The 24,386-nt window shown below is 70.1% G+C and carries 22 protein-coding genes and 1 pseudogene; 14 read left to right on the forward strand and 9 right to left on the reverse strand.

The window, feature by feature from the left end; genetic code table 11:
- Positions 1–3 precede the first annotated feature (3 nt).
- Positions 4–1,209: a DUF1501 domain-containing protein gene (locus tag H7X46_RS18720; RefSeq protein WP_186360640.1), complete on the forward strand. Its 1,206-nt coding sequence runs from the start codon at positions 4–6 to the stop codon at positions 1,207–1,209.
- Here H7X46_RS18720 and H7X46_RS18725 read toward each other — a convergent pair.
- From H7X46_RS18725 to H7X46_RS18735, 3 genes are read right to left on the reverse strand one after another with little or no spacing between them, the layout of a single operon-like run.
- The gene (locus tag H7X46_RS18725) at positions 1,196–2,563 is read right to left on the reverse strand and encodes a histidine kinase dimerization/phospho-acceptor domain-containing protein (RefSeq protein ID WP_370588846.1); all 1,368 of its coding nucleotides are present in this window, start codon (positions 2,561–2,563) and stop codon (positions 1,196–1,198) included. The two genes, H7X46_RS18720 and H7X46_RS18725, sit on opposite strands and share 14 nt — an antisense overlap.
- Positions 2,560–3,249 (reverse strand): response regulator transcription factor, encoded by a 690-nt coding sequence (locus H7X46_RS18730; protein ID WP_186360641.1) that lies wholly within the window; start codon positions 3,247–3,249, stop codon positions 2,560–2,562. Before H7X46_RS18730 ends, H7X46_RS18725 begins: the two co-directional genes overlap by 4 nt.
- A gap of 41 nt (positions 3,250–3,290) precedes the next feature.
- On the reverse strand, positions 3,291–4,007 hold the full coding sequence (locus H7X46_RS18735) for a hypothetical protein (protein WP_186360642.1): 717 nt from the start codon (positions 4,005–4,007) through the stop codon (positions 3,291–3,293).
- A gap of 124 nt (positions 4,008–4,131) precedes the next feature.
- Here H7X46_RS18735 and H7X46_RS18740 point away from each other — a divergent pair, with 124 nt between their 5' ends.
- From H7X46_RS18740 to H7X46_RS18795, 12 genes are all read left to right on the forward strand, one after another.
- Complete coding sequence (locus H7X46_RS18740) at positions 4,132–4,716, forward strand: TetR/AcrR family transcriptional regulator (RefSeq protein WP_186360643.1); 585 nt, start codon at positions 4,132–4,134, stop codon at positions 4,714–4,716.
- The gene (locus H7X46_RS18745) at positions 4,713–5,816 is read left to right on the forward strand and encodes an alcohol dehydrogenase family protein (protein ID WP_255426170.1); all 1,104 of its coding nucleotides are present in this window, start codon (positions 4,713–4,715) and stop codon (positions 5,814–5,816) included. The genes H7X46_RS18740 and H7X46_RS18745 overlap by 4 nt, the downstream gene beginning before the upstream one ends.
- Positions 5,813–6,916, forward strand: coding sequence for a mandelate racemase/muconate lactonizing enzyme family protein (locus tag H7X46_RS18750; RefSeq protein WP_186360644.1), 1,104 nt, complete (start codon positions 5,813–5,815; stop codon positions 6,914–6,916). Before H7X46_RS18745 ends, H7X46_RS18750 begins: the two co-directional genes overlap by 4 nt.
- A 64-nt stretch (positions 6,917–6,980) precedes the next feature.
- The gene (locus H7X46_RS18755) at positions 6,981–7,382 is read left to right on the forward strand and encodes a VOC family protein (RefSeq protein ID WP_186360645.1); all 402 of its coding nucleotides are present in this window, start codon (positions 6,981–6,983) and stop codon (positions 7,380–7,382) included.
- Between the two features lie 289 nt (positions 7,383–7,671).
- A complete protein-coding gene (locus H7X46_RS18760; protein WP_186360646.1) occupies positions 7,672–8,631 on the forward strand; it encodes a helix-turn-helix domain-containing protein in 960 nt (319 codons plus the stop codon).
- 175 nt (positions 8,632–8,806) lie between these two features.
- Positions 8,807–9,691, forward strand: a complete 885-nt coding sequence (locus H7X46_RS18765) for an alpha/beta hydrolase (RefSeq protein ID WP_370588847.1) — start codon at positions 8,807–8,809, stop codon at positions 9,689–9,691.
- A 9-nt stretch (positions 9,692–9,700) separates the two neighbouring features.
- Positions 9,701–10,021, forward strand: a complete 321-nt coding sequence (locus H7X46_RS18770) for an EthD family reductase (protein ID WP_186360648.1) — start codon at positions 9,701–9,703, stop codon at positions 10,019–10,021.
- 20 nt (positions 10,022–10,041) lie between these two features.
- Positions 10,042–10,842 (forward strand): SDR family NAD(P)-dependent oxidoreductase, encoded by an 801-nt coding sequence (locus H7X46_RS18775; RefSeq protein ID WP_186360649.1) that lies wholly within the window; start codon positions 10,042–10,044, stop codon positions 10,840–10,842.
- 56 nt (positions 10,843–10,898) lie between these two features.
- Positions 10,899–11,696 carry an SDR family NAD(P)-dependent oxidoreductase gene (locus tag H7X46_RS18780; protein ID WP_186360650.1) on the forward strand — a complete coding sequence of 266 codons (798 nt, stop codon included), beginning with the start codon at positions 10,899–10,901 and terminating at the stop codon, positions 11,694–11,696.
- A 266-nt stretch (positions 11,697–11,962) separates the two neighbouring features.
- A complete protein-coding gene (locus tag H7X46_RS18785) occupies positions 11,963–12,775 on the forward strand; it encodes a GntR family transcriptional regulator (RefSeq protein WP_186360651.1) in 813 nt (270 codons plus the stop codon).
- Positions 12,776–13,341: 566 nt separating this feature from the next.
- Positions 13,342–13,788, forward strand: a complete 447-nt coding sequence (locus tag H7X46_RS18790; protein WP_186360652.1) for a zinc ribbon domain-containing protein — start codon at positions 13,342–13,344, stop codon at positions 13,786–13,788.
- A gap of 52 nt (positions 13,789–13,840) precedes the next feature.
- Positions 13,841–14,953, forward strand: coding sequence for a Zn-dependent alcohol dehydrogenase (locus H7X46_RS18795; RefSeq protein ID WP_186360653.1), 1,113 nt, complete (start codon positions 13,841–13,843; stop codon positions 14,951–14,953).
- A 163-nt stretch (positions 14,954–15,116) separates the two neighbouring features.
- On the opposite strand, the gene H7X46_RS18800 is transcribed toward H7X46_RS18795, so the two are convergent.
- From H7X46_RS18800 to H7X46_RS18810, 3 genes are all read right to left on the reverse strand, one after another.
- Complete coding sequence (locus tag H7X46_RS18800) at positions 15,117–16,538, reverse strand: aldehyde dehydrogenase family protein (protein WP_222131357.1); 1,422 nt, start codon at positions 16,536–16,538, stop codon at positions 15,117–15,119.
- A 246-nt stretch (positions 16,539–16,784) separates the two neighbouring features.
- The gene (locus H7X46_RS18805; RefSeq protein WP_186360654.1) at positions 16,785–16,979 is read right to left on the reverse strand and encodes a hypothetical protein; all 195 of its coding nucleotides are present in this window, start codon (positions 16,977–16,979) and stop codon (positions 16,785–16,787) included.
- Between the two features lie 126 nt (positions 16,980–17,105).
- Entirely contained in the window at positions 17,106–17,921 is an 816-nt protein-coding gene (locus H7X46_RS18810; RefSeq protein ID WP_186360655.1) for an N-acyl homoserine lactonase family protein, read from the reverse strand.
- Between the two features lie 375 nt (positions 17,922–18,296).
- Between H7X46_RS18810 and H7X46_RS18815 the strand changes: the two genes are divergently transcribed.
- Positions 18,297–19,943 (forward strand): long-chain fatty acid--CoA ligase, encoded by a 1,647-nt coding sequence (locus H7X46_RS18815; RefSeq protein WP_186360656.1) that lies wholly within the window; start codon positions 18,297–18,299, stop codon positions 19,941–19,943.
- 90 nt (positions 19,944–20,033) lie between these two features.
- On the opposite strand, the pseudogene H7X46_RS30795 reads toward H7X46_RS18815, so the two are convergent.
- The 3 genes and pseudogenes from H7X46_RS30795 to H7X46_RS18830 form a co-directional block, all read right to left on the reverse strand.
- A pseudogene (locus tag H7X46_RS30795) lies at positions 20,034–20,857 on the reverse strand (enoyl-CoA hydratase/isomerase family protein).
- A gap of 55 nt (positions 20,858–20,912) precedes the next feature.
- Positions 20,913–22,655: a class I adenylate-forming enzyme family protein gene (locus tag H7X46_RS18825; RefSeq protein ID WP_370588848.1), complete on the reverse strand. Its 1,743-nt coding sequence runs from the start codon at positions 22,653–22,655 to the stop codon at positions 20,913–20,915.
- Between the two features lie 28 nt (positions 22,656–22,683).
- Positions 22,684–24,321 carry an AMP-binding protein gene (locus tag H7X46_RS18830; RefSeq protein ID WP_186360657.1) on the reverse strand — a complete coding sequence of 546 codons (1,638 nt, stop codon included), beginning with the start codon at positions 24,319–24,321 and terminating at the stop codon, positions 22,684–22,686.
- Between the last annotated feature and the right edge of the window lie 65 nt (positions 24,322–24,386).

Below are 24,386 nucleotides of genomic sequence, written 5' to 3' on the forward strand. Positions count from 1 at the left end.
TCCGTGAACACCCTGACCCGACGCCGGTTCCTGGCCTTCAGCGGGATGGCGACGGCTGCCGCCGCGGCGACCAGCGCCGGCTGGATGGAGCTGGCCGACCGCGCCCGCACCGACCCGCTCCCGCCCGGTGCCCCGGTGCTCGTGCTGGTCACGCTGTACGGCGGCAACGACGGCCTGAACACGGTGGTGCCCGCGGCCGACCCCGCCTACCACTCGGCCCGGCCCGACCTCGCCTACGACCAGGGCGAGGTGCTCGACCTCGGCGAGGGGCTGGGTCTCAACCCCGGCCTGCCCGGGCTCAAGGGGCAGTGGGACCGCGGCACGCTCGCGATCGTGCGCGGGGTGAGCTACCCGAAGCCCGACCGCAGCCATTTCCGCTCGATGGACATCTGGCAGACCGCGGACCCGGTCGGCCCGTCGTCGACCGGGTGGATCGGACGGTGGCTGGACGCGAACGGCCGGGACCCGCTCGCCGCGGTGTCCCTGGAGCCGGTGCTGCCGCCGCTGCTGGCCGGGGCGGCCACGACCGGGGCCGCGCTGCCACTGCGCGGGCTGGCACTGCCCCGCGGGGAGCTCGGCACGGCGTTCGCAGCGATGGGCTCCGGGGACGGCGGGGAGCCGGCGCTGCAGGCCACGGCCGCACGATCGATCGCCGACCTGCACCGGACCGTGGACACGTTCGGCTCCGCGCTCGGCGACACCACCGGCTCCGCGGGGAAGGGAAGCGACGCGCTCGCCGCGCAGCTCGAGGTGGTGGCCCGCTGCGTCGAGCTGGGGGCGCCGAGCCGGGTGTACTCGGTGAGCCTCGGCGGGTTCGACACGCACGCCGACGAGCGCGACACCCAGCAGCGCCTGCTGTCCGAGGTGGACGCTGCGGTGTCCGGGTTCCTGACCCGGATGACCGGCACGGACCGCGGGCGGCAGGTGGTGGTGACGGTCTACTCCGAGTTCGGACGGCGGGTGGCCGCGAACGCCAACGAGGGCACCGACCACGGCACCGCGGGCCCGGTGCTGGTCGCCGGCGACGGCGTGCGGGGCGGCTTCGTCGGCGAGCAGCCCAGCCTGACCGATCTCGACGACGGCGACCTCAAAGCGACGACCGATTTCCGCGACGTCTACGCCACGCTGCTCACCCGGGTGCTCGGTGCCGACCCGGAACCGGTCCTCGGGCCGGGCCGGACCGAGCTGCCGCTGTTCACCGCGGCATGAGCCCGGCGAGCGTGACCGTGAAGGCGACCCCGCCCTCGGGCGCAGGTGCCGCGGAGATCGTCCCGCCCATCCGGGTCACCAGGCCGTGCGCCAGAGCCAGCCCGACCCCACCGGTCCCGGTCGGACGGTGGCCCCGGTACCTGTCGTGCAGCGCGCCCCGCTCGAACACCACGGCATAGTCCTCGTCGGACAGTCCCGGTCCGCCGTCGCGCACCTGCAGCACGCCGCCGTCCCGCGCGGCGAGCACCAGCGGGGCCCCGGCCGGGGTCACGCGTAGCGCGTTCTCGGCCAGGCCGTCGAGCACCTGGCGCAGCCGGCGCGGGTCGGCCCGCACCGGGACCGGGTGGTCCGGCGTCTCGACGTGCAGCACGACGCCGGTGTCCCGGCCGCGGAGCTCCCACGCCTGCCCGGCCTCGGTCACCAGCGCGGCGAGGTCCACCTCGGCCGGGTCGACGGCGAAGTCGTCGGCCTCGAGCCGGGCCAGCTCCATCAGGTCGGTGACCAGGCGGTCCAGGCGCCCCGCCTCCCGCACGATCGTCGCACCGGCCGGCCGCACGTCCGGCCCGGTGACGACGCCGTCGGCGAGCGACTCCCCGAAGCCCCGCACCGCGGTCAGCGGGGTGCGCAGCTCGTGCGACACCGACAGCAGGAACCGGCGTTGCCGGTCCTCGCTGCGGGCCAGCGCGTCCGCCAGCTCGTTCACCGCGCCGGCCACCTCGGCCACCTCGGCCGGCCCGCGGACCGGGACCCGCACGTCGCGCTCACGTCCGCGCAACCGGTGCGCGGCCGCCGCGACCGTGCGCAGCGGGCGCCCGGACATCCGGCCGACGACGGCGCCCACCAGCACCGCGACCACCACCCCGACGCCGACGGCCAGCCCGACGTTCCGCCGCAGCGCACCGACCGGCCCGGAGTCGACCGAGCGCACCAGCGCGAACGCCCCGGCCGGGCTGGGCCGCGCCTCGACCAGGTAGACCTTCCCGCCGACGTCGGCGGCACCGGAGACCGGCGTCCCGGTCCGCGCCCGGTCCGCACGGGCGCGGGTCAGCGCGAGGCCGACCGGACCGTTCCCGGCCCGGGGCGTCCCGAGCCGCACCACGGCCACCTCCTGGGCCCGCAGCACGTCGACCACCCGGCGCATGCCCGCCACGCCGCCGGACGGTGTCGCGGGCCCCTCGACCAGCTGGGCGGCGACCACGTCGGCCTGCTGGGCCAGCGTCCCGCGGGTCACCTGGCGCGCGGTCATGGTGACCAGCTGCAGGGACACGACGGCGGCGACGCCGACCGCCGCGAGCGCGACGAGCAGGCAGGCGGCGGTCACCCGCCAGGCCAGCGACACCGGCCGCCGGGTCACCGCGGGCCCTCCTCCGCGGCGTAGCCGACACCGCGCACGGTCCGGATCGGACCGGACGGACCGAGCTTCGCGCGCAGCTGCGCGACGTGCACATCCACCGTGCGGGTGCCGGTCCCGGCCGGGTAGCCCCAGACCGCGGACAGCAGCTGCTCGCGGGAGAACACCCGGCCCGGCGCCCTCATCAGGTGGGCCAGCAGGTCGAACTCCGTCGCGGTGAGCTCGACCTCGTCGTCACCGGCGTGCACCCGCCTGCGGTCGACGTCCACCCGGACCGTGCCGGCGACGAGCTGCTCGCCCGCCACATCCCCGGACCGGCGCAGCACGGTGCGGACCCGCACGGCCAGCTCGCGCGGGCTGAACGGCTTGGTCACGTAGTCGTCGGCGCCGATCTCCAGGCCGAGTATGCGGTCCACCTCGTCGTCGCGGGCGGTCACGAACAGCACCGGCGTCCGGTCCTGCGCCGCGCGCAGCCGCCGGCACACCTCGATCCCGTCCAGCCCGGGCAGCCCGACGTCCAGCACGATCGCCACCGGCCGGTGCCGGCGGACCGCGCCCAGGGCGGCCTCGCCGTCCGGCTCGACCAGCACCCCGAACCCGTCGCGGCGCAGGTACAGCGCCACCAGCTCGGCGATCGCGCGGTCGTCCTCGACCACCAGGACCAGTCCCCGCTCTCCGGTCGGCGTCATGGACCGATACTGGCATCGAGTGCCCCGGTGGCTCCCGGGGTCTACTTCTTCAGCCGCCGGCTGCCGCCGTGCCAGTCCTCGGTGACGCCGACACCGTCCCCGGCGACGCCGAGCGCCCGCAGCTGCGGCCGCTCGCGCAGGCTCCGCTTGAGCTCGGCGAACCCGGGGAACCGGGCCAGGGCGATCACGTGGTCCCACAGCTGCTCGGCCTCGTCCGCACCGGGCAGCCGGCTGATCACGGGCCCGAAGAACGCGACGCCCTCCGGCGGTTCGAAGTGGATGATCGGGGTGCCGACGTCCTTCCCGGTCAGCGCGAGCGCCTCGTCGGTCTCGGCCCGTACGACGGCGTCGAGCGTGTCGTCGTCGAGGGCGCCGGACAGCGCGCGGGGCAGCCCGGCCGCGTCGAGGATCGGCTCGACGAACGCCGCGGTCCCCCGCCGCTCCTCGCGGTCGCCGGTGACCGGATCGCTGTCGAAGATCGCCGCGCCGAGGGCCGCGTAGAGCCGGCCGACGGCGTCCGGTCCGTGCTCGTCGCGGGTGCGGGCGGCCACCCGGAGCAGCCGCAGGCCCGCGGTGTGGCCGGCCTCGTACTCGGGCGGGAAGTGGGCGTCGTAGTCGACGTGGGCGTTGACCAGGCGCAGCGAGATGAACCGCCACTCGACCGAGTAGTCGCGGCGCGCCTGCACCTGCCGGACCCATTTGCTGGTCATCCAGGCGAACGGGCACACGGGGTCGAAGTAGAAGCGGATGTCGGCCATCGGGTCACTCCTCCGGTCGGGGCGGGGTCGGTGGCGCACGGCCCGCTGCACACCCCGAGGGTACTTGCGCGCGGGCGAGCATCGCCCGTACGGTAGGTATAACGTTCACTTTACTAAGGACGCCATGAGCAAGCGTGACGACATCCTCACGACCGCCGAACGCCTCTTCGACCGGCAGGGGTTCCACGGCACCGGCATCGACCAGATCGTCCGGGAGGCCGGGGTCACCCCACGCACCCTCTACCGCCATTTCCCGTCCAAGGAACAGCTCGTCGTCGAGGTGCTGCAGCAGCGCGAGGAGCGCTTCCTCGGCCGGCTCGAGCACGGCCTCGACCCCGACGCCGGCACGGAGCCGGACCGGGCGTCGCTGTTCGCCGAGCTCGAGAGCTGGTTCTCCGAGGAGAGCGACCGGGGCTGCCTGTTCCTGCGCGCGCTCGCGGAGTACGGGCACAAGGACGCCGAGATCACCCGACGGGTCCTGCGCCACAAGCAGCGCGGGCTCGAGCACCTGTACGCGCGGCTCGAGGACTCCCACAACTCCCCCGACGAGCTCCGCGACAAGGCCGAAGGCCTGATGCTGATCATGGAGGGCGCCGTCGCGCTGGCCCCGGTCATCGGCGGATCCGATGCGGCGCGGCGTGCCCGCCGGCTCGCAGATCGCCTTCTGGCGAACCCACCCCGCACCGACCTCGACAGGAGGGGCGCATGACGCCGACCGTTCCCGACACGATGCACGCCGTGCTGCTCACCGGGCACGGCGGGCTCGACCAGCTCGAGTACCGCACGGACGTGGCCGTTCCCCGGCCCGGCCCCGACGAGGTCCTCATCCGGGTCGCCGCCGCCGGGATCAACAACACCGACATCAACACCCGGATCGGCTGGTACTCGAAGTCCGTGGGTCAGGCCACCGGCTCCGGGGGCGCGACCGGGTTCGAGAGCGTCGACGACGCGGATGCCACCTGGTCGGGGAAGGCGCTGGAGTTCCCGCGCATCCAGGGCGCCGACTGCTGCGGGCACATCGTGTCGGTCGGCCGGAACGTGGACCGGTCCCGCATCGGTGAGCGGGTGCTGGTGCGGACCATGCTGCGCAGCTACGTCGACTACCGGCCCTTCGAGTGCTGGACCTTCGGCAGCGAGTGCGACGGCGCCTTCGCCCAGTTCGCCGTCGCACCGGCCGGCGAGACCCACGAGGTGGACAGCGACTGGTCCGATGTGGAGCTCGCCTCGATCCCGTGCGCGTACTCCACCGCCGAGAACATGCTGCACCGGGTCGGTCTCGGCGCCGAGACCGTGCTGATCACGGGTGCGTCGGGTGGCGTGGGATCGGCCGCCGTCCAGCTCGCCACGCGGCGCGGCGCGACCGTCATCGCGCTCTCCTCCCCCGCCAAGGCCGACGAGATCCGCGCGCTCGGTGCCGACCGGGTCGTCGACCGCGGCGCCGACCTGGTCGCGGAGCTCGGGGCCGGCTCGGTCGACGCCGTCATCGACCTCGTGGGGGGCGACCAGTGGCCCGCCCTGCTCGACGTCCTGCGCCGCGGCGGTCGGTACGCGACCGCCGGTGCGATCGCCGGACCGATCACGGAGATCGACCTGCGGACGCTCTACCTCAAGGACCTGACCCTGCTGGGCTGCACCTTCCAGGAGGACGAGGTCTTCGCGAACCTGATCTCCTACATCGAGGCCGGGGAGATCCGGCCGAACGTCGCGAAGGTGTTCCCGTTGCGGGACATCGCCCAGGCGCAGGAGGAGTTCCTGGGCAAGACGTTCACCGGCAAGCTCGTACTCACCGTTCCGGAGGCCGGGGAATGAAGATCGCCGAAGTCCACGTCCACCAGTACGGCCTGCCGGTCCGGAACGGCCCGTACCGGCTGGCCCGCGCCGACGTCTGGTCCCTCATCACGACGCTGGTCAAGCTGGTGGGCGACAACGGGCTCGTCGGCTGGGGCGAGACCTGCCCGCTCGGCCCCACCTACGCCGAGGCGCACCCCGCCGGAGCCGTGGCGGCACTGAGCGAGATGGCACCGGGACTGATCGGCGCCGAGGTGCTGCCGGTACCGCTGCACCGACGCATGGACGGCCTGCTCCACGGCCACAACTACGCCAAGGCCGCCGTCGACATCGCGGCTCACGACCTGCTGGGCAAGCAGCTCGGCATCAGCGTGTCCGACCTCCTCGGCGGCGCGGTCACCGACCGGGTGCCGTCCTACTACTCGACGAGTGTCGGCCCACCGGACGACACCGCCCGGCTCGCGGCCGAGAAGCTCGCCGAGGGCTACCCGCGTCTCCAGGTCAAGATCGGCGGGCGGCCGGTCGAGGAGGACATCGAGACCGTCCGCAAGGTCTGGGAGGTCATCCGCGGGTCGGGGATGCGGCTGGCCGTGGACGCCAACCGCAGCCTGACCACGCGGGATGCGCTGCGGCTCAGCCGGGAGTGCCCGGACATCCCGTTCGTCATGGAACAGCCCTGCGACACCCTCGAGGAGCTGCAGAAGATCCGCCCGCAGGTCGGCCACGCCATCTACATCGACGAGAGCGGCACCAGCCTGAACACGGCGATCACCGCCGCCGGCACCGGACTGATCGACGGCTTCGGCATGAAGGTCACCCGCATTGGCGGGCTCGCCCCGATGCGCGCGTTCCGCGACCTCTGCGCGGCCCGGAACCTGCCCCACACCTGCGACGACTCCTGGGGCGGCGACATCATCGCCGCCGCATGCACCCACGTCGGTGCGACGGTCGCACCCGAGCTGCTGGAGGGCGTCTGGCTCGCGGCCGACAGCATCGACGGTCACTACGACCAGGAGAACGGCATCCGCGCCGAAGGCGGCCACATCACGCGACCGCAGGGGCCCGGACTGGGCGTGGTGCCCGATGAGACGCTGTTCGGCGCGCCGGTGGCGTCGTTCTGACCACGGAGCCGGCCCCTGCGGCGGCGAGGTCCGGCCACGAGGACCGGGCCGATACGATCGCGTGATGGAATCGGTCCTCGGGGTCGGTGGCATCTTCTTCCGTGCCCGTGATCCGGAAGCACTGACCCGCTGGTACGAGCAGAACCTGGGCGTCACGCCGCCACCCACGACCTACGACGAGCCGTCCTGGCACCAGCAGGCCGGTCCGACCGTCTTCGCGGCCATGCCCGACGACTCCCCGCATTTCCCCGACGCGCGCCAGCAGTGGTCGATCAACTTTCGGGTCGCGAACCTCGACGCGATGATCGACCAGCTGCGCCGCAACGGTGTGGACGTCACACCGCACGACGAGACCTACCCGAACGGCAGGTTCGCCGAGCTGACCGACCCCGAAGGGACGCCGATCCAGCTGTGGGAACCTGCGGGCGCGGACGTCGGGGAGTTCCCTCGCGGAGCAACGTCCTGAGCTGCTCCCTGACGGTGCCCTGCGTCGGATGGCTGCTCGCTGGCGGTGTCGTCGCCGACGACGACCAGCCGCCCGGTGCCGACCGCGTCCGGGCCGCCTTGACGCGGTCGGCGATGCGGCTGGGATGGCGCACTCGTTCAGCAGGATGGCGTCGACGTTCTACGTCCGTCCATGCCGTCTCGGGATGGTGTCCGGGCCCCGTCGGGGCCAGCGGGCTGGCCGTTCCACCGGACACGCACTTAGCCTTGCTCCCGACGTCGCCGCACAGAGACGTGGGAGACGAGGTCGCATGCGTGTAGCCGCGGAGTTCTGGAGCACGGACCGTGACAGGTCAATCGTGGTGGACCAATGGCGGCAGATGCTCTCGGCGACTCACCTGCCGTGGACTGTCACGGTTCCGCCCCAGGTGCCCGGGCCGGCCGTGTTCGAGGCGACGGTGCAGCGGTGGTGGATCGATGACCTGGCGCTGGTGGACTGCACGTGTGGGCCGTGCTCCGGTACCCGGACGCGACGGGACATGGCCGACACCGACGGCGAGTTCGTCGTTGTTCTGATCAACCGGGCCGGCCGAGAAACGGTTGCTCAGGGCGAGGCGGAGGCGGGGCTGCAGCCCGGTGACGCGGTCGTGTGGGACAGCTCGAAGTCTGCACGGTTCGCCGTTCTGGAGCCGTTGGCCAAGCGGAGTCTGCTCATCCCGCGGGCGGCACTGGACGAGGTCGTGGGCCGTGCGCAGGTGACCGGCGGCGTGATGCTGGACGGTCGGAATCCGGCTACGCGACTGCTGACGTCATACCTGGACACGCTCAGCGCGGCGTTGCCGGACCTGGACCCTGCCGGAGTCAGTGCCGCGCGCAACGCCACGCTGGAACTGTTCATCGGGGCACTGCGGACGGGGAGCAACGTTCCGGAATCGAAGGCCGGCCAACCGGCCCTGCGGGCTGCGATGGACCGCTACATCGAGCGCCACCTCGTCGACGACCCGACCATCTCCACAGCCCGGTTGGCGAAGGCCCATGGCGTCTCGGTACGCACCGTCAACCGGATCTTCAACGCCACCGGGCAGACGGTGAACGAGGTGGTCCGTGTACGCCGACTTGCCCGCGCCCGGGAGGAACTGGCCGACACCGACCGGCCGGTGGCCTCGATCGCGCACCGCTACGGCTTCTCCGACACCAGCCACCTGAGCCGGTTGTTCAAGGCGCACTACGGCTCGACCCCGAGCGACTACCGGGCAGCAGCCCGACGGTGACGCGGCTGCTGTCCGTGGACCGTCGTGGCGTATCTGTTCGACCAGATGGCGCGCGCGTTCAACGTGGCGGCCGCCGCTCACACGAGACTGGGGTCACAGCGGCTCAGGGGTGAGCGGGCGCCTCCCCGGGCCGACGGATCCGACCCTGGAGGTACGGGCGATGGCTCGACGTGACGTGGAGTTCACCGGCGAGGACGTGATCCTGCGTGGCTGGTTCTATCCCGCCGAGGGAACCGGAACGGCGGCTCCGGTGATCGTGATGGCGCACGGCTTCTCAGCTGTGAAGGAGATGTACCTCGACAAGTACGCGGAAGCGTTCGCTGCTGCCGGGCTGAACGTCCTGGTGTTCGACAACCGCAACTTCGGCGCCAGTGACGGTGAGCCGCGCCAGGAGATCGACCCGATTCAGCAGGTCCGTGACTACCGCCACGCCATCACCTACGCGCAGAGCCTGCCCGAGGTCGATCGCACCAAGGTCGGCGTGTGGGGGTCGAGCTACTCCGGCGGGCACGTGCTGGTCGTCGCCGCCATCGACAAGCGGGTCGGCGCCGTCGTCTCCCAGGTGCCGCTCGTGTCCGGCCACGAGAACATCCGATCTCTGGTGCGGTCGGACTTCATCGGCGGCTTCCGCGAGATGTTCGACGCCGACCGAGAGGCCCGCGGACGGGGCGAGGCCCCGGCGATGGTGCCGGTGGTCGACAAGGACCCCCTCGGCCCCTCGGCGTTGCCGACGCCGGATTCCTACCAGTGGTTCACCGAGACCCACGAGCAGCGCGCCCCCTCCTGGCGCAACGAGGTCACCTTGCGCACCGTGGAGATGCTCTCGGAGTACGAGCCCGGCTCCTACATCTCGCGGATCGCGCCGACCCCGCTGCTGATGCTCGTCGCGCGCAACGATGTACTCACGCCGACCGAGCTCGCGATCGGCACGTTCGAGAACGCCAGGGAGCCGAAGAAACTGGTGGTTCTGCCGGGCGGTCATTTCGACGCCTACGTGAACGGATTCGAGGAGTCCTCCGAGCCCGCCACGGACTGGTTCGTCCAGCACCTCAACGGGTGAGGACGACCGGTGGCCCACCAGCTCACCGCGATCTACGCACCGCCCGTTGATCCGGCCGCGTTCGACAGACACGACGACGAGGTCCACGCGCCCCTGGCGGCGATGTTCCCCGGTCTGCGGAGCTTCACGATCCACCGGCCCGGCCCCGGTCCGGACGGCGGGCCGCCCGCAGCGCACCTGGTCGCCGTTCTGACCTTCGACTCGGAGGACGCACTCAACGCCGCGCTCAGCGGGCCGGCGGGGCAGGCGGCGGTCGCGGACCTCGACAACTTCGCTCAGGCAGGGGTCACCATCCTCACCGGCCCTGTCGAAGTCGTCGTCCGACAGTGAACAACCCAAAGGGAGAAACGATGCCTGATCGGCTGCAGGACAAAGTCATCGTCGTCACGGGGGCCGCATCCGGATTCGGGCGCGGCATGTCCGTCGCGTTCGCGGCAGAGGGCGCAAAGGTCGTCGTCAGCGACGTACACGAGGACGCCAACGCCGGCGGCTTCGAGACCGACGGCTCGATCACAACCGTGCAGGAGATCGAGAAGCACGGCGGAACCGCCACGTACGTGCAGTGCGACGTCACCGACGCCGGGCAGGTCGACGACCTGATCGCCACCACGGTCTCGACCTTCGGACGTCTGGACGTAATGGTCAACAACGCCGGCGTCTATCGACGGGACAAGCTCGTGCACGAGTTCGGTGTCGAGGACCTCTACGCCTGCTTCGACGTCAACTGCAAGGGCAGCTTCTTCGGCGCCCAGTCCGCGATCAAACAGTTCCTTGCCCAGGGCGACGGCGGCAACATCATCAACCTGGTCTCGACAGCCGGGCTGCAGGGCCACCCGTCCCAGTCGGTCTACAACATCTCCAAGGGTGCTCAGGCCCAACTGACCCGCTGCCTGGCCATCGAGTACGGCCGAGACGGCATCCGTACCAACGGGATCTGCCCCACGTTCGCCAAGACCTCGCTGACCCGGAAGTTGTTCGACGACAAGGGCTTCGACGACTTCTTCGTCGAGTCCGTCCCGCTCAAGCGCTGGGGCGAGGTCGCCGACATCGCCGACCTGGCCGTGTTCCTGGCCTCCGACGAGTCCAGCTACATCCACGGCGACCTGATCCGCATCGACGGTGGCGAGACCCTCTGCCGCTACTCCGTCTGACCCACTTGGCACCCAGGAGCGTCGCGGCTCGACGCGGCGCGCAGGAAGGACACCTCATGGCTCGACTGATAGGAAAGACTGCCGCCGTCACCGGCTCCAGCTCCGGCAACGGCCGCGCGATCGCCCTCGCCCTGGCCGCCGAAGGCGCCAACGTCGTCTGCTCCGACATCCGCAAGAACGCGCTCGACGGCGGCTACGAGGACAACCTCGGCCAGGACACCGATGACATCATTCGTGCCAACGGCGGCAAGGCCGAGTACCTCGACGCCGACGCCGGCAAGCGTGACGATGTCCAGGCCGTCGTCGACCGCGCGGTTCAGGCGTTCGGACGCCTCGACATCATGGTCAACAACGCGGGCATCTTCACGGGCCTGCACACGATCGTCGACGAGACCGAGGAGGAGTTCGACAAGACCATGCTGGTCAACTGCAAGAGCGTGTGGTTGGGCTGCAAGTCCGCGATCACGCAGATGCGCCGGCAGGACGTCGTCGACGGCACCCGCGGCCGCATCGTCAACATCGCCTCCATCGGTGGACTCGTCGGCCTGGCCATGGAGCCGGCCTACTGCACCGCCAAGGGCGCCGTGGTGAACCTGACCCGCCAGCTCGCAGTCGACTTCTCCCCGGAGCGAATCAACATCAACGCGGTCTGCCCTGGCTTCCTGCACACCGCGATGGTCCGGCCGTTCATCGACGACCCGGAACTCAACGAGGTCCTGCACTCGAAGACTCCGTGGCCGGACCTGGGCTACGCCGAAGACGTCGCCAAGGCCACCACGTTCCTGGCCTCCGCGGACGCGTCCTGGGCCAGCGGCAGCATGCTCACCATCGACGGCGGCTACACCGCCCCCTGACCCGCGACCGGGTCACGAGCTCTCCGCGGCTTCTCGCGGTGACACCGACGATCCGGTGGCCTGGACGGCGTCCGGTCGGAGGCCCCGGATTCAACGGCGGTCGCGTCCGCAAGTTCGGGATCGCCAGCTCCACCGTGCCCGGCGCGGGTATCCTCTCCCGGACCCGATAGCGGAGCCGACAGTCGTCGGCGCAGCAACTCGCGTGGACGGACGAGGTACCGTACCTGTGACTGCCGGCCGACACGTCAGAGGATTCGACACCGCACATGAGCGAGGGCACTCCCTCCGACAGCCATCGCCCCTCACTCGATCCGGGCGAGCGGCTCAGCCCGCAGATCGCGCGCCTCATCCGCGAGCTGATCATGAATGGGGAGGCCAAGGGCCACTCGTGGTTGCGGACCGAGCATCTCGGATCGCGATTCGGGGTCAGCGCCACCCCGGTCCGTGAAGCACTGATGTCCTTGCACGGCGAGGGTCTGGTGTCCTTCCATCCCGGCCGCGGGTTCCAGGTCGTCCCGATGACGCGACAGGACCTCCTCGATCTCTACGACGCACAGGCCCACTTCGCCGGAGAGCTCACCTCGCGCGCCGCTCCGCTCCTCACCGACCAGGACCTCGAGCTCCTCCAGCAGATGCAGCAGGACCTGATCAGGGCACTCGAGGAGGGCGACGGCGTCGGCGCCGAGTCGATCGAGATCGGGTTGCACCGCGTCATCAACGTGGCCGCCGACGCGCCGAAGCTGCGCTGGCTGCTCAAGTCAACCACCCGTTACGCGCCGTTCCGGTCCTGGAGCAGCGTCCCGCACTGGTCGACCGCGGCCCCGGACGACCACCTGCTCATCCTGCGCAGCCTGGAGCGACGCAGCGCCACCACCGCCGGCGCAGCCATGACCGCGCACATCCACAACGTGGCCGATCTCCTCGCGGACCACCTCATGGAGCGCGGCGTGCTCGTGGAGGACCACGAGGCGGCGCCGGACAGGATGCGATCGCACCTGGCTGACGTCTCCCGCCGCGCCGGCTCGCGACTCCCCGGCCGCCGGGACCGGCCCGCTCCGGGATCCCCTCCGGCTCGCTGATCGTCCCGGCGGCCCGACTGTCTCGCCCGGGGCGCCGGCCGTTGCCCGAGGTCGCTGCATCGTCCCGACAGCCTCGCATGATCGCGCTAGATTCTATACAATCATTCTCCAGTCACGCGTCGATCAACCGGCGCGACGATGCGGAGGAACATGGATCACACGGATGTGTCGGACCCGACCGAGCCGGCCGGGTCCGGTCACCCGACCCGTCCCGCCGTCACGGGCCCCGGACACCGGTTCCGGCGCTCGGCGTATCGGCCCGGTCGCCCCGGTGTTCACCGGGGTCGAGGTGACATCCCGACGTCGTCGACGCACAGTCGGAGAACAGCAACCTCGCCCCTGGCCACGGAACCCTCTCGGGCGCGCCGACAGGCCGCCGCCGCGACCACCTCCGTGCTGCCTTCGCGCTTCCCGCCGACGGGCACGTCGAGCCGCCTGCTGCCCGGCCGAGCCCTGGTCGGCGATCGGATCGCGGCCAGGGCCGAGCAGCCGCACAACCTTGCACTAGACCATAATCTCTATAGATTGAATCGCCACGGGCGAGCGAACTGACGAAGGAGTCGGCCATGCCGTTGTACGACTACGCGTGCTCCTGCGGGGCCCGCTTCGAGATGATGGTGCCGTCCTGGAGCTCCCCCGCTCCGGGCTGCCCGGCGTGCGGAGCGGCCACCCACCGCCGTCCCCCATCACCGGCGATGCACGGTCGCGCCACGCCTCCGGCGGCCATGTCCACCGCGCCGCAGTCGTGGGAGGGCGTCAACAACGGCGACCGGGACACGATCACGCACTGGCGACGTCAGATGGACGCTCGCCAGGAGTTCGAGTCCCGCCACCCCGAGCACAAGGAGCACCGGGATGCGGTCGCCGCGCACGAGGGAAGCTTCGAGCGCCGTCCGCTGACCTACAAGGAACTCGCGTCACGTGCCGCGACCACCAAGGACGCCACGACAGCGGCCGCGGAGGCCAGCCGGGATCGCCGCACGGGCCCCGGCTCCACGAGTTCCGCCACGTGACCGGCGGCGCCCCTCCCACCACCCGCCCGGCCGATCAACGAAGCGAGGAACGATGAAGACGACCGCGGCGGTCATCCACGAGGCCGGAAGGCCGCTCGAGCTGGTCGAGCTCGATGTCGCGGCGCCGGGTGAGGGTGAGGTTCTCATCCGCTACACCCACGCCGGGCTCTGCCATTCCGACCTGCACGTCATGCAGGGCGACATGAAGGGCTGGTTGCCGCTCGTGCTCGGGCACGAGGGCGCCGGCGTCGTCGAGGACGTGGGCCCGGGCGTCACCCGGGTCGCTCCGGGCGACCACGTGGTCTGCTCGTTCATCCCGAGCTGCGGGCACTGCCATTGGTGCGCCACCGGGCAGCAGGCGATCTGCGACATGGGCGCCAACATCATGCGCGGCTTCCTCCCGGGTGAGAGCTGGCCGCTGTCGGGGCCTGCCGGGCGCTACGGGGCGATGTGCATGCTCGGAACCTTCAGCCAGTACGGCGTGATCCATCAGACCTCGGCGGTACGCATCGAGCCCGATCTGCCGCTGGACAAGGCCGCACTCGTCGGCTGCGGCGTGCCGACCGGGTGGGGTTCGGCGGTGAACGCCGCCGACGTCCGGGCCGGTGAGACCGTCGTCGTCTACGGCACGGGCGGGATCGGAATCAACGCCGTGCAGGGCGCCCGGCACGCGGGCGCGGTCAACGTCATCGCAGTGGATCCGGTGGCGACCAAGCGCGAGGCAGCCCGCCAGTTCGGTGCCACGCATGCGGTCGGGACCGCCGACGAGGCCCGCGAGCTGTCGTCGTCACTCACCCGCGGAGTGGGTGCAGCCAAGGCGATCGTGACGGTGGGGACGATGACCTCCGAGGTGGTCTCACAGGCGTTCGACGCGGTCAGCAAGGCCGGGGTGGTGGTCCTGGTCGCGCTGGGAGACTTCGACACCAGGACCATCGAGGTGTCCGGCACCGTCGCGACGCTGTGGAAGAAGACGATCCGCGGCAGCCTCTTCGGTGACTGCAACCCGACCACCGACATCCCGCACCTGCTCGGGCTCTACCGGACCGGTGACCTCGAGCTCGACGGCCTGGTGACCCGGACCTACGCCCTCGACCAGGTCAACCAGGGCTACGACGACCTGCTGGCCGGGCACAACATCCGCGGCCTGATCGTCCACGAGCACTGATCGACCCACGAGGGTGAGGCGCCCGGTCCGGCGGGCCGGGCGCCTCACCCTGCCCCGGGTCTCGGCCGGCGCGGCCCGGTGCTCGGGTGTGGGTGGGGCGACGGCGGCGCCCCGTGGCGGGACCCGGGCACGCACCTCTCCGCCGGCGCGTGCCCGGCCGTGCTCAGAGCTGGATGGACTTGATCTCCTGGTACTCCTCGAGCCCGGGCCGGCCCATCTCCCGGCCGACGCCGGAGCGCTTGTAGCCGCCGAACGGCGCGAACGCGTTGTAGGCCCCACCGTTGACGTCGATCTGCCCGGTGCGCACCCTGCGGGCGAAGGCCAGCGCACGATCCTGGTCCGCCGACCACACCGCACCGTGCAGGCCGTACTCGGAGTTGTTGGCGATCGCCAGCGCCTCGTCGTCGTCCCGGTAGGGGATCACCGACAGCACCGGCCCGAAGATCTCCTCCTGGGCGATGGTCGAGTCCGGGTCGACGTCACCGAACACCGTGGGTGCCACGTAGAAGCCCGTCGTCCGGCCCTCCGGAGCATCGGCTCCACCGGTGACGAGCCGGGCACCCTCCTCGATGCCCGTACGGATGTAGCCGCGGACCCGTTCGCGCTGGGCGGCGGAGACCATCGGGCCCAGCTTGGTCCTGGGGTCGAGCGGGTCACCGGGGACGAAGCCCTCGGCGGCAGCCTTGGCCAGCTCGAGCACCTCGTCCTGCCGGTCGGCGGGGACGACGAGCCGGGTCCAGGCGGTGCAGGTCTGGCCGCCGTTGAGGAAGGCGTTGGCCACACCCATCTTCACCGCGCCCGCGACGTCGGCGTCGTCGAGCAGGACGTTCGCGGACTTGCCGCCGAGTTCGAGGGTCACCTTCTTCACCGTGCGCGCGGCCAGCTCCGCGACCCGGGAGCCGGCCCGGACCGACCCGGTGAACGACACCATGTCGACGTCGGCGTGGGTCGCCAGCGCCTCACCGATGACCGGGCCGGTACCGTGCACCAAGTTGATCACGCCCGCCGGGAAGCCGGCCTCGTCGATCGCCTCGAACAGGTGCCGCACCACGAGTGGCGCGACCTCGCTCGGCTTGAGGACGACGGTGCATCCCGCCGCGAGGGCAGGTGCGATCTTGGCGGTGATCTGGTGCAACGGGTAGTTCCACGGGGTGATCGCCGCGACCACACCGACCGGCTCCCGCACGACGAGGGAGTTGCCGACCTTCTCCTCCGGCTCGTCGCCCTCGAGGATCTCGACGTAGGTCGAGACGTCGGTCTGCGGCAACGCCGCCTGGATCCGGCTCGAGATCCGCATCGGGGTACCGACGTCCCTGGAGATCGTCTCGGCGATCTCCTCCGCCCGCTTCGCCAAGCCGTCGTGCAGCCGGCGCAGGTACTCGGCACGTTCCGGTCGCGTCGTCGCGGCCCACTCCGGGAACGCCTCCCGGGCGGCCGCGACAGCCTCCTCGACGTCGTCCACGGTGCCCTCCGGCACCGCGCCGATGACCTCCTCGGTGCTCGGATCGACCACCGGAATCGTGCCGCTGCCGGTGCTCGGCACCCAGGCACCGGAGCGATAGAGCTTCTCGGTCTCCACGGTCATTGCTCGCTCCTTCTCGCCGCGCGACGGCGGCATCGCCGACCCGGCAGAACGTCGGGGCGGACGAACTCGTACGCAGCGATTCTATAGAAGATGACAAACGGCAACAGCGCCGCTCCGCTCGGCGGCGGACGCGGACGGCGAGGTCGCCGTCCGGTGGGAGCCGGGTCACGGGTTGCCGCCTGCCCACCTGGATCGAACCCAGGCCTCCGACCGGCCCGAGGACTGGAACGGCAGCCGATCTGCAATTCATGTCCGCTTCTGCATGTTTTCTGCAGAATCCTTGTCCTTGCGGTGACAGCGAGGACGCCCCGGATACGCAAGCCGAACCTGCCGTCGGTAGGCGCCGACCTCGATCAGGAACCCCAGGTGCAGACCGACCGGATGGTGCCTGAAGAGCCCCGGTCCGATCGACGGGCCGCCGATGATCGGGACGTCGTTCACGGCGAGACGACCGACGACCCGCTCCAGCGGGTCGTCGGTGATGAGGCAGGGCTCGGAGGTCGCCGGGTCCGCGAGCCGGCCCCGGACCGGCGGATGGCATGTCGCACCGGCCCGGGGCCGTGCCGATCAGGTGTAGGAGTTGCCCGGGCCCAGCTTGAGCTCGGTGAACTGCACCGGGTCGTGGCCGAAGACGACCTGGGCGTCGGTCTTCTCCTGGATGCTGCGGATCTTCTCCACGGAGTTGAACCAGGCCACGGTGTCGTAGACGATGCCGGCCGCGATCGGGGGCGGCCCGAAGCTCTCGCTGCGGTACAGCGAGTCCGAGGCGAAGATCATCGTCCCGGTGTCCTTGAGGTCCACCTGCAGCGACAGCGTCCCCCAGGTGTGGCCCGGGGTGCGCAGGAGCGTGACCCCCGGGAGGATCTCGGTGTCCTCGTTGATGGTGGTCAGCTCGAGGCCGTCGTAGTCGGACTTGATGTGAGCGCCCTTGTTGTAGCCGTCGAAGCTGAACGCGCCCTCCTTCTCGGCCTCGTCGACGACGATGGTCGTGTCTGTGCCGTTCCAGAACTGGGCGTTGGCGGCGTGGTCGAGGTGCAGGTGCGAGAGCAGGAGGTAGTCGATGTCGCCCGCCTCGAGCCCGAGCTGCTTGAGGCGGGAGTCCAGCCACATGTCCTCGGTCGTGGCGTCGACCGGGAAGAACTGGTCGAGGCCGGTCGGCCCCCAGCGCTCTTCCCAGTTCCGGGGCACCCCCGTGTCCCACAGCAGCTTCTTGCCGTCAGGGTGCTCGATGAAGACGGCATGAGTCGGAACCTCGACCCAGTCCTTCTTCTTGTCCGGGCTCTGCTGAGTCGCCATCCGCGACGGGTCGATCAACAGCCACGTCAGGTCCGCGTGCATCGTGCCCGTCGGCAGGATCGTCACCTTGATCTTGTCATCTGCCACGTCCTGAACCTCCTCGTCGTTGTGGTAGGTGCTGCGGTCCGCCGTTCCGTGTCGAGCTCGATCCGCTACTGCGATCCCGACGGTCCCCGGCCCGGCCAGTGATCTGGGCCATAGCCGACCGTTCCATATTCCATAGAATCATGTCAACGCAGGCATGGGTCGCCACACCCACACGGGCGACGAGGATGCACCGCCCTTCACCGCCGATCGCGGTCCACGGTGTGCACGAGCCCCGCGCGAGGACCTCGCATCGGCGAATCTGGACCGGCGAACCACCGCTCCCGGGAGCCGGGCCACGCCGACCGCTCGCTTGACTTTTTCAGATTCTATAGAGATAGTCGCCGAGGTGCAGGTCACACTTCGGGAGGTTGCTCGATGGAGAGCTTGATGATGGACCGCCAGCTACTGCTCAGCTCCCTGCTGTGGCGCACCGAGCGGCTCTTCCATGACAAGAAGATCATCACCAGACTCGGCGACGGCCAGTACCACAGCTACACCTACCGCGAGTACGGCCGGCGGGTCCGCAAGCTCGCCAACGCCCTGGGCAAGCTCGGGGTCGAGCACGGCGACCGGGTCGCCACGCTGGGCTGGAACCACTACCGGCACATGGAGACCTACTTCGCCGTGCCCGGCACCGGGGCGGTGCTGCACACGGTCAACCTGCGGCTGTTCCCCGAGCAGCAGCGTTACACGATCAACCACGTCGAGGACCAGGTGCTGTTCTTCGATCCGGACCAGCTGTCCGTGGTCGAGGAGCTGGTGGACCTCGGGATCCCGACGGTCAAGGCGTTCGTGGTCTTCGGCGACACGGTGCCCGAGACCCGGCTGAGCAACGTCCACGCCTACGAGGAGCTGATCGCCGGCGAGTCCGACCGGTACGAGTTCCCCGAGTTCGACGAGCACGACGCCGCCGCGATCTGCTTCACCTCGGCGACCACCGGCGACCCGAAGGGCGTCGTCTACAGCCACCGCGGCATGGTCCTGCAGGCGATGTGCCTGGCCATGCACGACAAGCTCGGCATGAGCGAGGACCAGGTCTGGCTCGAGGTCGCCCCGATGTTCCACTGCAACGGGTGGAACATCCCGCACACGGCCCTGCTGCAGGGCAGCACCCTGGTCCTCCCCGGAGTGCACCCGCAGCCGATCGACTACGTGCAGATGATCTCGGACCTGAAGATCACCGGCATGAACGCCGCGGTCACGATCGGCACGCTGATGCGGGACGCCGTCGTGTCCTCCGGAAGGGACTGGGACCTCAGCAGCCTCACGACGATCTGGCTCGGGGGCCAGGCGCCGTCCAAGGCGATCATGCAATGGTGGGAGGAGCAGTACGGCACCTACATCACCCAGGGCTGGGGCATGACCGAGAACACCCCCCAGATCTGCTTCTCGGCCATCAAGAGCACGCTGCGCGACGGAGCGACCGAGGACGAGCTGCTGGCCTTGCGCCAGAAGCAGGGTCAGCCGATCCCGCTGGTCCAGATCAAGATCATCGGCCCGGAGGATACCGAGCTGCCGTGGGACGGCGAGAGCGTCGGCGACTTCTGGGTCCGGTCGCCGTTCACCGCCAGCGAGTACTACAAGGACGACCGCACCGCCGAGAGCATGGTCGACGGCTGGTTCCGCACCGGCGACGTCGGCGCCATCGACCCCGACGGCTACGTGATCCTCAAGGACCGCTCGAAGGACCTCATCAAGTCCGGCGGTGAGTGGATCTCCTCGATCGACCTCGAGAACGCCCTGATGGCGCACCCGAAGGTGCGCGAGGCGACCGTGGTCAACATCCCGGACGAGAAGTGGCTGGAGCGTCCGCTGGCCTGCGTGGTGGCGACCGACGAGTCGCTGACCGAGGACGAACTGCGCGAGCACCTGTCAGTCGACTTCGCGAAGTGGTCGATCCCGGACCGTTTCCTGTTCGTCAGGGAGGTCCCGAAGACCGGCGTCGGCAAGTACGACAAGAAGATCGTCCGCAACCTCTACGCCGACGGCGGCTTCGAGGCCGTCGAGTCGAAGCTGGGCTGACAGCGGCGCAGTCGCCCGTCCCCGGCGGGGCGGCCCGGGGTGCAGCTCCCGCTCAATGGTCCCGTTCCGGGTGCCGCGCCCCGGTCGCGGTCATCGCCCCCGGTACACGGGCGGGCGCTTCTCGGCGAACGCCGTGGCATCCTCCACGGCATCGTCGGTCCGCATGCACTCGACGAAACGACGGAACTCCTGGGCCATCGCGGCGTCGTGATCCTGGCCGAGTCCGTCGAGGACGGCGGCACGGGCCGCACGCACCGCTATCGGGCCGCGCTCGGCGATCGTGTGGGCGAGGGCGACGGCGGTGGATCGTAGCTCGGGGAGCGGAACGATCCGGTTCACCAGCCCCACCCGGTGTGCCTCGGCGGCATCGATCGGGTCGCCGGTCAGGATCATCTCCATGGCCAGTCCGAGTGGTACGGCGCGTGGCAGCCGGACGGTTCCCCCGCGCCGGGAATGATCGCCCACTTCGTCTCCGAGAGGCCGAGGGTCGCGTTCGGCGAGGCCAGGCGGATGTCGCAGGCCAGCGCCATCTCCAGGCCGCCGGCCAGTGCGTGGCCGTTGATGGCGGCGATGACGGGTTTCGTGCGGGACGTCGCGGTGAATCCGCCGAAGTTCCAGGGCGGCTCCTTACCGGCACGCACGGCCGACCGATAGGCAGGAATCAGTGTCTTCAGGTCTGCCCCCGCGGAGAAGGCTTCGTCCCCGGAGCCGGTGAGGACGGCCACCCGGAGATCGGGGTCGGACTCGAAGTCCGCGATCGCTCGGCCGAGCGCCTCGTCGTGTTCGGGGTCGAGGCTGTTGCGAGCCGCTGGCCGGTCGATGGTGACGACGGCGACGGCGCGATGAACGTTGATCGCCGTGGTCGACGGTCTCCCCTCTCGTAGCGGCTCGTGGCTGTGGTTCCGCGGTGGGATCGTGCATGGCGAACATCCCGCCCGCGGTCGCGGCCGACCGCCTCGAGATGGTGCCTCAGGTCGGGTCGGCTGCGGCCGCGTACTCGCGAAGTGTGCGACGCAGGATCTTTCCGTTCGGGTTCTTCGGAATCTCGTCGACGATCCGGAGCATCCGCGGGTACTTGAAGGCGGCCATCCTCTCCTTGCAGAACTCGACCAGGTCTTCCTGGGTCGTCGCGGCCTCCGACTTGAGGCTGACGAAGGCGGCGACGGTTTCGCCGCGGTAGGCGTCCGGAACGCCCACGGCTCCCGCTTCCCGAACGTCAGGATGCTGGTAGAGCACGTCCTCGATCTCGCGCGGCCAGATCTTGAATCCGGAGGCGACGATGAGGTCTTTCTTCCGATCCACGATGTAGAACCAGCCGTCCGCGTCCATGAAGCCGACGTCACCGGTGTGGAGCCGGCCCGCGGGAATGGCGTCCGCGGTTTCCTCGGGCTTTCGCCAGTATCCGGGGATGACACTGTCGCTCTCCATGACGAGCTCGCCGACCTCACCGGCCGGGACGTCCGCGCCTTCCTCGTCCACGACGCGCACGACGTATCCGCTGACCGGAGGGCCGACGGAGAGCGCACCGCTACGAGGATCGACCGGGGCACGACGGGTCGCGGGCACGGCGTGCGACTCCGAGGTGACCTCCGTCAGCCCGTACAGGTTGTGGACGTAGGCACCGAACTTCGCCTCGAGCTGCTCGACCGTCGCCGCCGAGACCGCCTGCCCGCCGCTCCACAGCTTGGACAGTGAGGTGAGGTCGTAGTCGTCGACCTGCGGTTCGTTCATGAGCGCGATGTAGGCGGTGATGGATCCCATGACCCAGGTCGCGCGGTACCGCTGCACCAGCCGGGCGATCGCCACCGGGTGGAAGCGATAGCCGAGCACCAACGGCATCGGCAGCAGCAGGGAAACCCCGATATGGGCGATGAGACCCGTGACGTGGAACAGCGGCGCGATGCCGAGACACACGTCGTCCGTGGTCAGCGTGCACCACGTCCGGTAGTTCTCGGAGCTGAACACGACCCCGCGGTGCACGTTCATGGCGCCCTTGGGCGGCCCGGTGGTACCGGACGTGTACACCAGGAACGCCACGTCGTCGGCGCTCAGCTCGACCTCGGCGGGGCGCCGTCCCGCGTAGCAGTCCAGCAGCTCGCCGAAGTCCCTGACCCCGGCGGGTCGGTTTCGGCGCACCGCGGGGAACAGATCGTCGGGCCACTCGCCGACGAAGTCCAGCTCGCTGGCGCTGACGATCGGCACATCATGGCGGTCCGCGACAGCACCGAGATCGTGCACGAGCGACTCGAGCTGGATGAGCACCCGTGGCTGCGAGTCGCTCACCAGCTTGTCGAGCTCCGCGGCCCTGAACATCGGGTTCACCGGTACCAGCGTGGCACCCAGACGCCACGACGCGATCATCGCCAGCACGAAGGCCGGCATGTTCTGCACCTGGATCATCACCCGGTCGCCGCGGCCGACCCCGAACTCGTCGGCCAGCCCGACGGCGAGCGCGGCCGACAAGGAGTCGACGTCGGTGACCGTGAGCGTCGCATCCAGGTAGTGGATGAGTGGGAGGTGCGGCGCACGACCGAGAGCCGCATCGAACATGTCCAGTCCCGTGTCGTAGGGCAGGACCGGATTCGCCGGAACCCCCTCGTCGTACAGCGCGAGCCACGGGCGCTGGTCGTACACCGACATCGTTGCCTCCTCTGGGTTGGAAATCGTCGATCGCGACGGCACCCGGCCGGGTGTACGCGAGGCGGTCGTCACCGTGGTCGACGTGCGTGAGGCCGTGCCGTCACGCCGTCGGGAGGTTCTCGTCGAGGCCGAGTTCGCGCGTGCTCCGGTCCCGCATCTCGATCTTGCGGATCTTGCCGGTCACCGTCATCGGGAACTCGTCCGTGACGATCACGTACCGAGGGATCTTGAAGTGCGCGAGCCGGCCCGCACAGAAGTCGCGGAGGATCGGCGCGGTGATCGGGGACCGCTCCGGTCGCATCCGGATCCACGCGCACAGTTCCTCGCCGTACCTGGCGTCCGGAACCCCGATCACCTGCACGTCGGCGATATCCGGATGCGAGTAGAGGAACTCCTCGATCTCGCGCGGGTAGATGTTCTCCCCGCCCCGGATCACCATGTCCTTGAGGCGCCCGACGATGTTGACGTAGTCCTCGTCGTCCATGACGGCGAGGTCGCCGGTGTGCATCCAGCCGGCGTCGTCGATGACCTCGGCCGTCTTGTCGGGCTGCTCCCAGTACCCACGCATCACCAGGTAGCCGCGAGCGCAGAGTTCGCCGGTCTCACCGCGAGGCACGGTCAGTCCCGTACCCGGATCGACGATCTTGATCTCCACGTGGGGCTGGGGGGTCCCGACCGTGGACGTGCGGCGTTCGATCGAGGCCTCGACCCGGGTGTGGGTGGAGACGGGCGACGTCTCCGTCATGCCGTAGCTGATCGTGATCTGGTCCATGTGCATCTCGGCGACGACCCGCTTCATGTACTCGACGGGACACGGCGAGCCGGACATGATTCCCGTCCGCAGGCTCGCCAGGTCCGCCTCCGGGAACCCCGGGTGCTCGAGGATCCCGATGAACATCGTCGGGACGCCGTAGAGTGCCGTGCACCGCTCCGCTTCGACGGCTCGCAGGGTTGCACCGGGATCGAACGACGGCGCCGGGATCACGACGCAGGAGCCGTGCGCCATGGATCCGAGGTTCCCCATGACCATGCCGAAGCAGTGGTAGAAGGGCACCTGCACACACAGGCGATCGTCCTCGGTGAACCGCTGGACCTCGGTGACGAGGAAGCCGTTGTTGAGGATGTTGTGATGCGACAGGGTCGCCCCCTTGGGGAAACCCGTGGTGCCGGAGGTGAACTGGATGTTGATCGGGTCGTCCCGGTCCAGGGTTGCCATCCGCTCGGCAACGGCCTCCACGTCGACGACGCCGCGGTCCAACGCCTCCCACTCCGGACTTCCGATCAGCACGACCTCGCGCAGGTCCGGAACGTCGTGCCGGACCTCGTCGATCATCGAGGCGTAATCGGACGTCTTGAACTCCTGGACCGCGACCAGGACGGAGACCCCCGCGTGCGCGAGCACGAACTTCAGCTCGTGCGACCGGTACGCGGGGTTGACGGTGACGAGGATGGCCCCGACCTTCGCCGTGGCGTACTGCAGCAGAACCCACTCGGGGACGTTCGGCGCCCAGACCGCGACCCGGTCACCCTTGCGGACGCCGAGCCGGAGCAGGCCGGTGGCGAGGCGGTTCACTGCCGAATCGAGATCGCGATAGGTCCATCGCCGCCCGGTCGGCACGTCCACGAGCGCATCGTGGTCTCCGAACTCGGCCACGGTGCGCTCCAACCGCCCCCCGATGGTGTCACCGAGGAGAGGAGTGTCCGACGGCCCGCTCGCGTAGCTCGGCTCGGACCTCACGAGCCGACCGCCGGAACGCCACAGCCACGCCCGTGCAGGAGGCGCGACCGCTCCTGGTTCTCCCA

The organism is Pseudonocardia sp. C8 (genome assembly GCF_014267175.1).
Taxonomy (GTDB): Bacteria; Actinomycetota; Actinomycetes; order Mycobacteriales; family Pseudonocardiaceae; genus Pseudonocardia.

Bases quoted from the DNA above. Each gene is read 5' to 3' on its own strand.
- H7X46_RS18730 (WP_186360641.1), bottom strand. From the start codon at position 3,249: ATGACGCCGACCGGAGAGCGGGGACTGGTCCTGGTGGTCGAGGACGAC.
- H7X46_RS18735 (WP_186360642.1), bottom strand. From the start codon at position 4,007: ATGGCCGACATCCGCTTCTACTTCGACCCCGTGTGCCCGTTCGCCTGG.
- H7X46_RS18740 (WP_186360643.1), top strand. From the start codon at position 4,132: ATGAGCAAGCGTGACGACATCCTCACGACCGCCGAACGCCTCTTCGAC.
- H7X46_RS18745 (WP_255426170.1), top strand. From the start codon at position 4,713: ATGACGCCGACCGTTCCCGACACGATGCACGCCGTGCTGCTCACCGGG.
- H7X46_RS18750 (WP_186360644.1), top strand. From the start codon at position 5,813: ATGAAGATCGCCGAAGTCCACGTCCACCAGTACGGCCTGCCGGTCCGG.
- H7X46_RS18755 (WP_186360645.1), top strand. From the start codon at position 6,981: ATGGAATCGGTCCTCGGGGTCGGTGGCATCTTCTTCCGTGCCCGTGAT.
- H7X46_RS18760 (WP_186360646.1), top strand. From the start codon at position 7,672: ATGCGTGTAGCCGCGGAGTTCTGGAGCACGGACCGTGACAGGTCAATC.
- H7X46_RS18775 (WP_186360649.1), top strand. From the start codon at position 10,042: ATGCCTGATCGGCTGCAGGACAAAGTCATCGTCGTCACGGGGGCCGCA.
- H7X46_RS18780 (WP_186360650.1), top strand. From the start codon at position 10,899: ATGGCTCGACTGATAGGAAAGACTGCCGCCGTCACCGGCTCCAGCTCC.
- H7X46_RS18785 (WP_186360651.1), top strand. From the start codon at position 11,963: ATGAGCGAGGGCACTCCCTCCGACAGCCATCGCCCCTCACTCGATCCG.
- H7X46_RS18790 (WP_186360652.1), top strand. From the start codon at position 13,342: ATGCCGTTGTACGACTACGCGTGCTCCTGCGGGGCCCGCTTCGAGATG.
- H7X46_RS18795 (WP_186360653.1), top strand. From the start codon at position 13,841: ATGAAGACGACCGCGGCGGTCATCCACGAGGCCGGAAGGCCGCTCGAG.
- H7X46_RS18800 (WP_222131357.1), bottom strand. From the start codon at position 16,538: ATGACCGTGGAGACCGAGAAGCTCTATCGCTCCGGTGCCTGGGTGCCG.
- H7X46_RS18815 (WP_186360656.1), top strand. From the start codon at position 18,297: ATGGAGAGCTTGATGATGGACCGCCAGCTACTGCTCAGCTCCCTGCTG.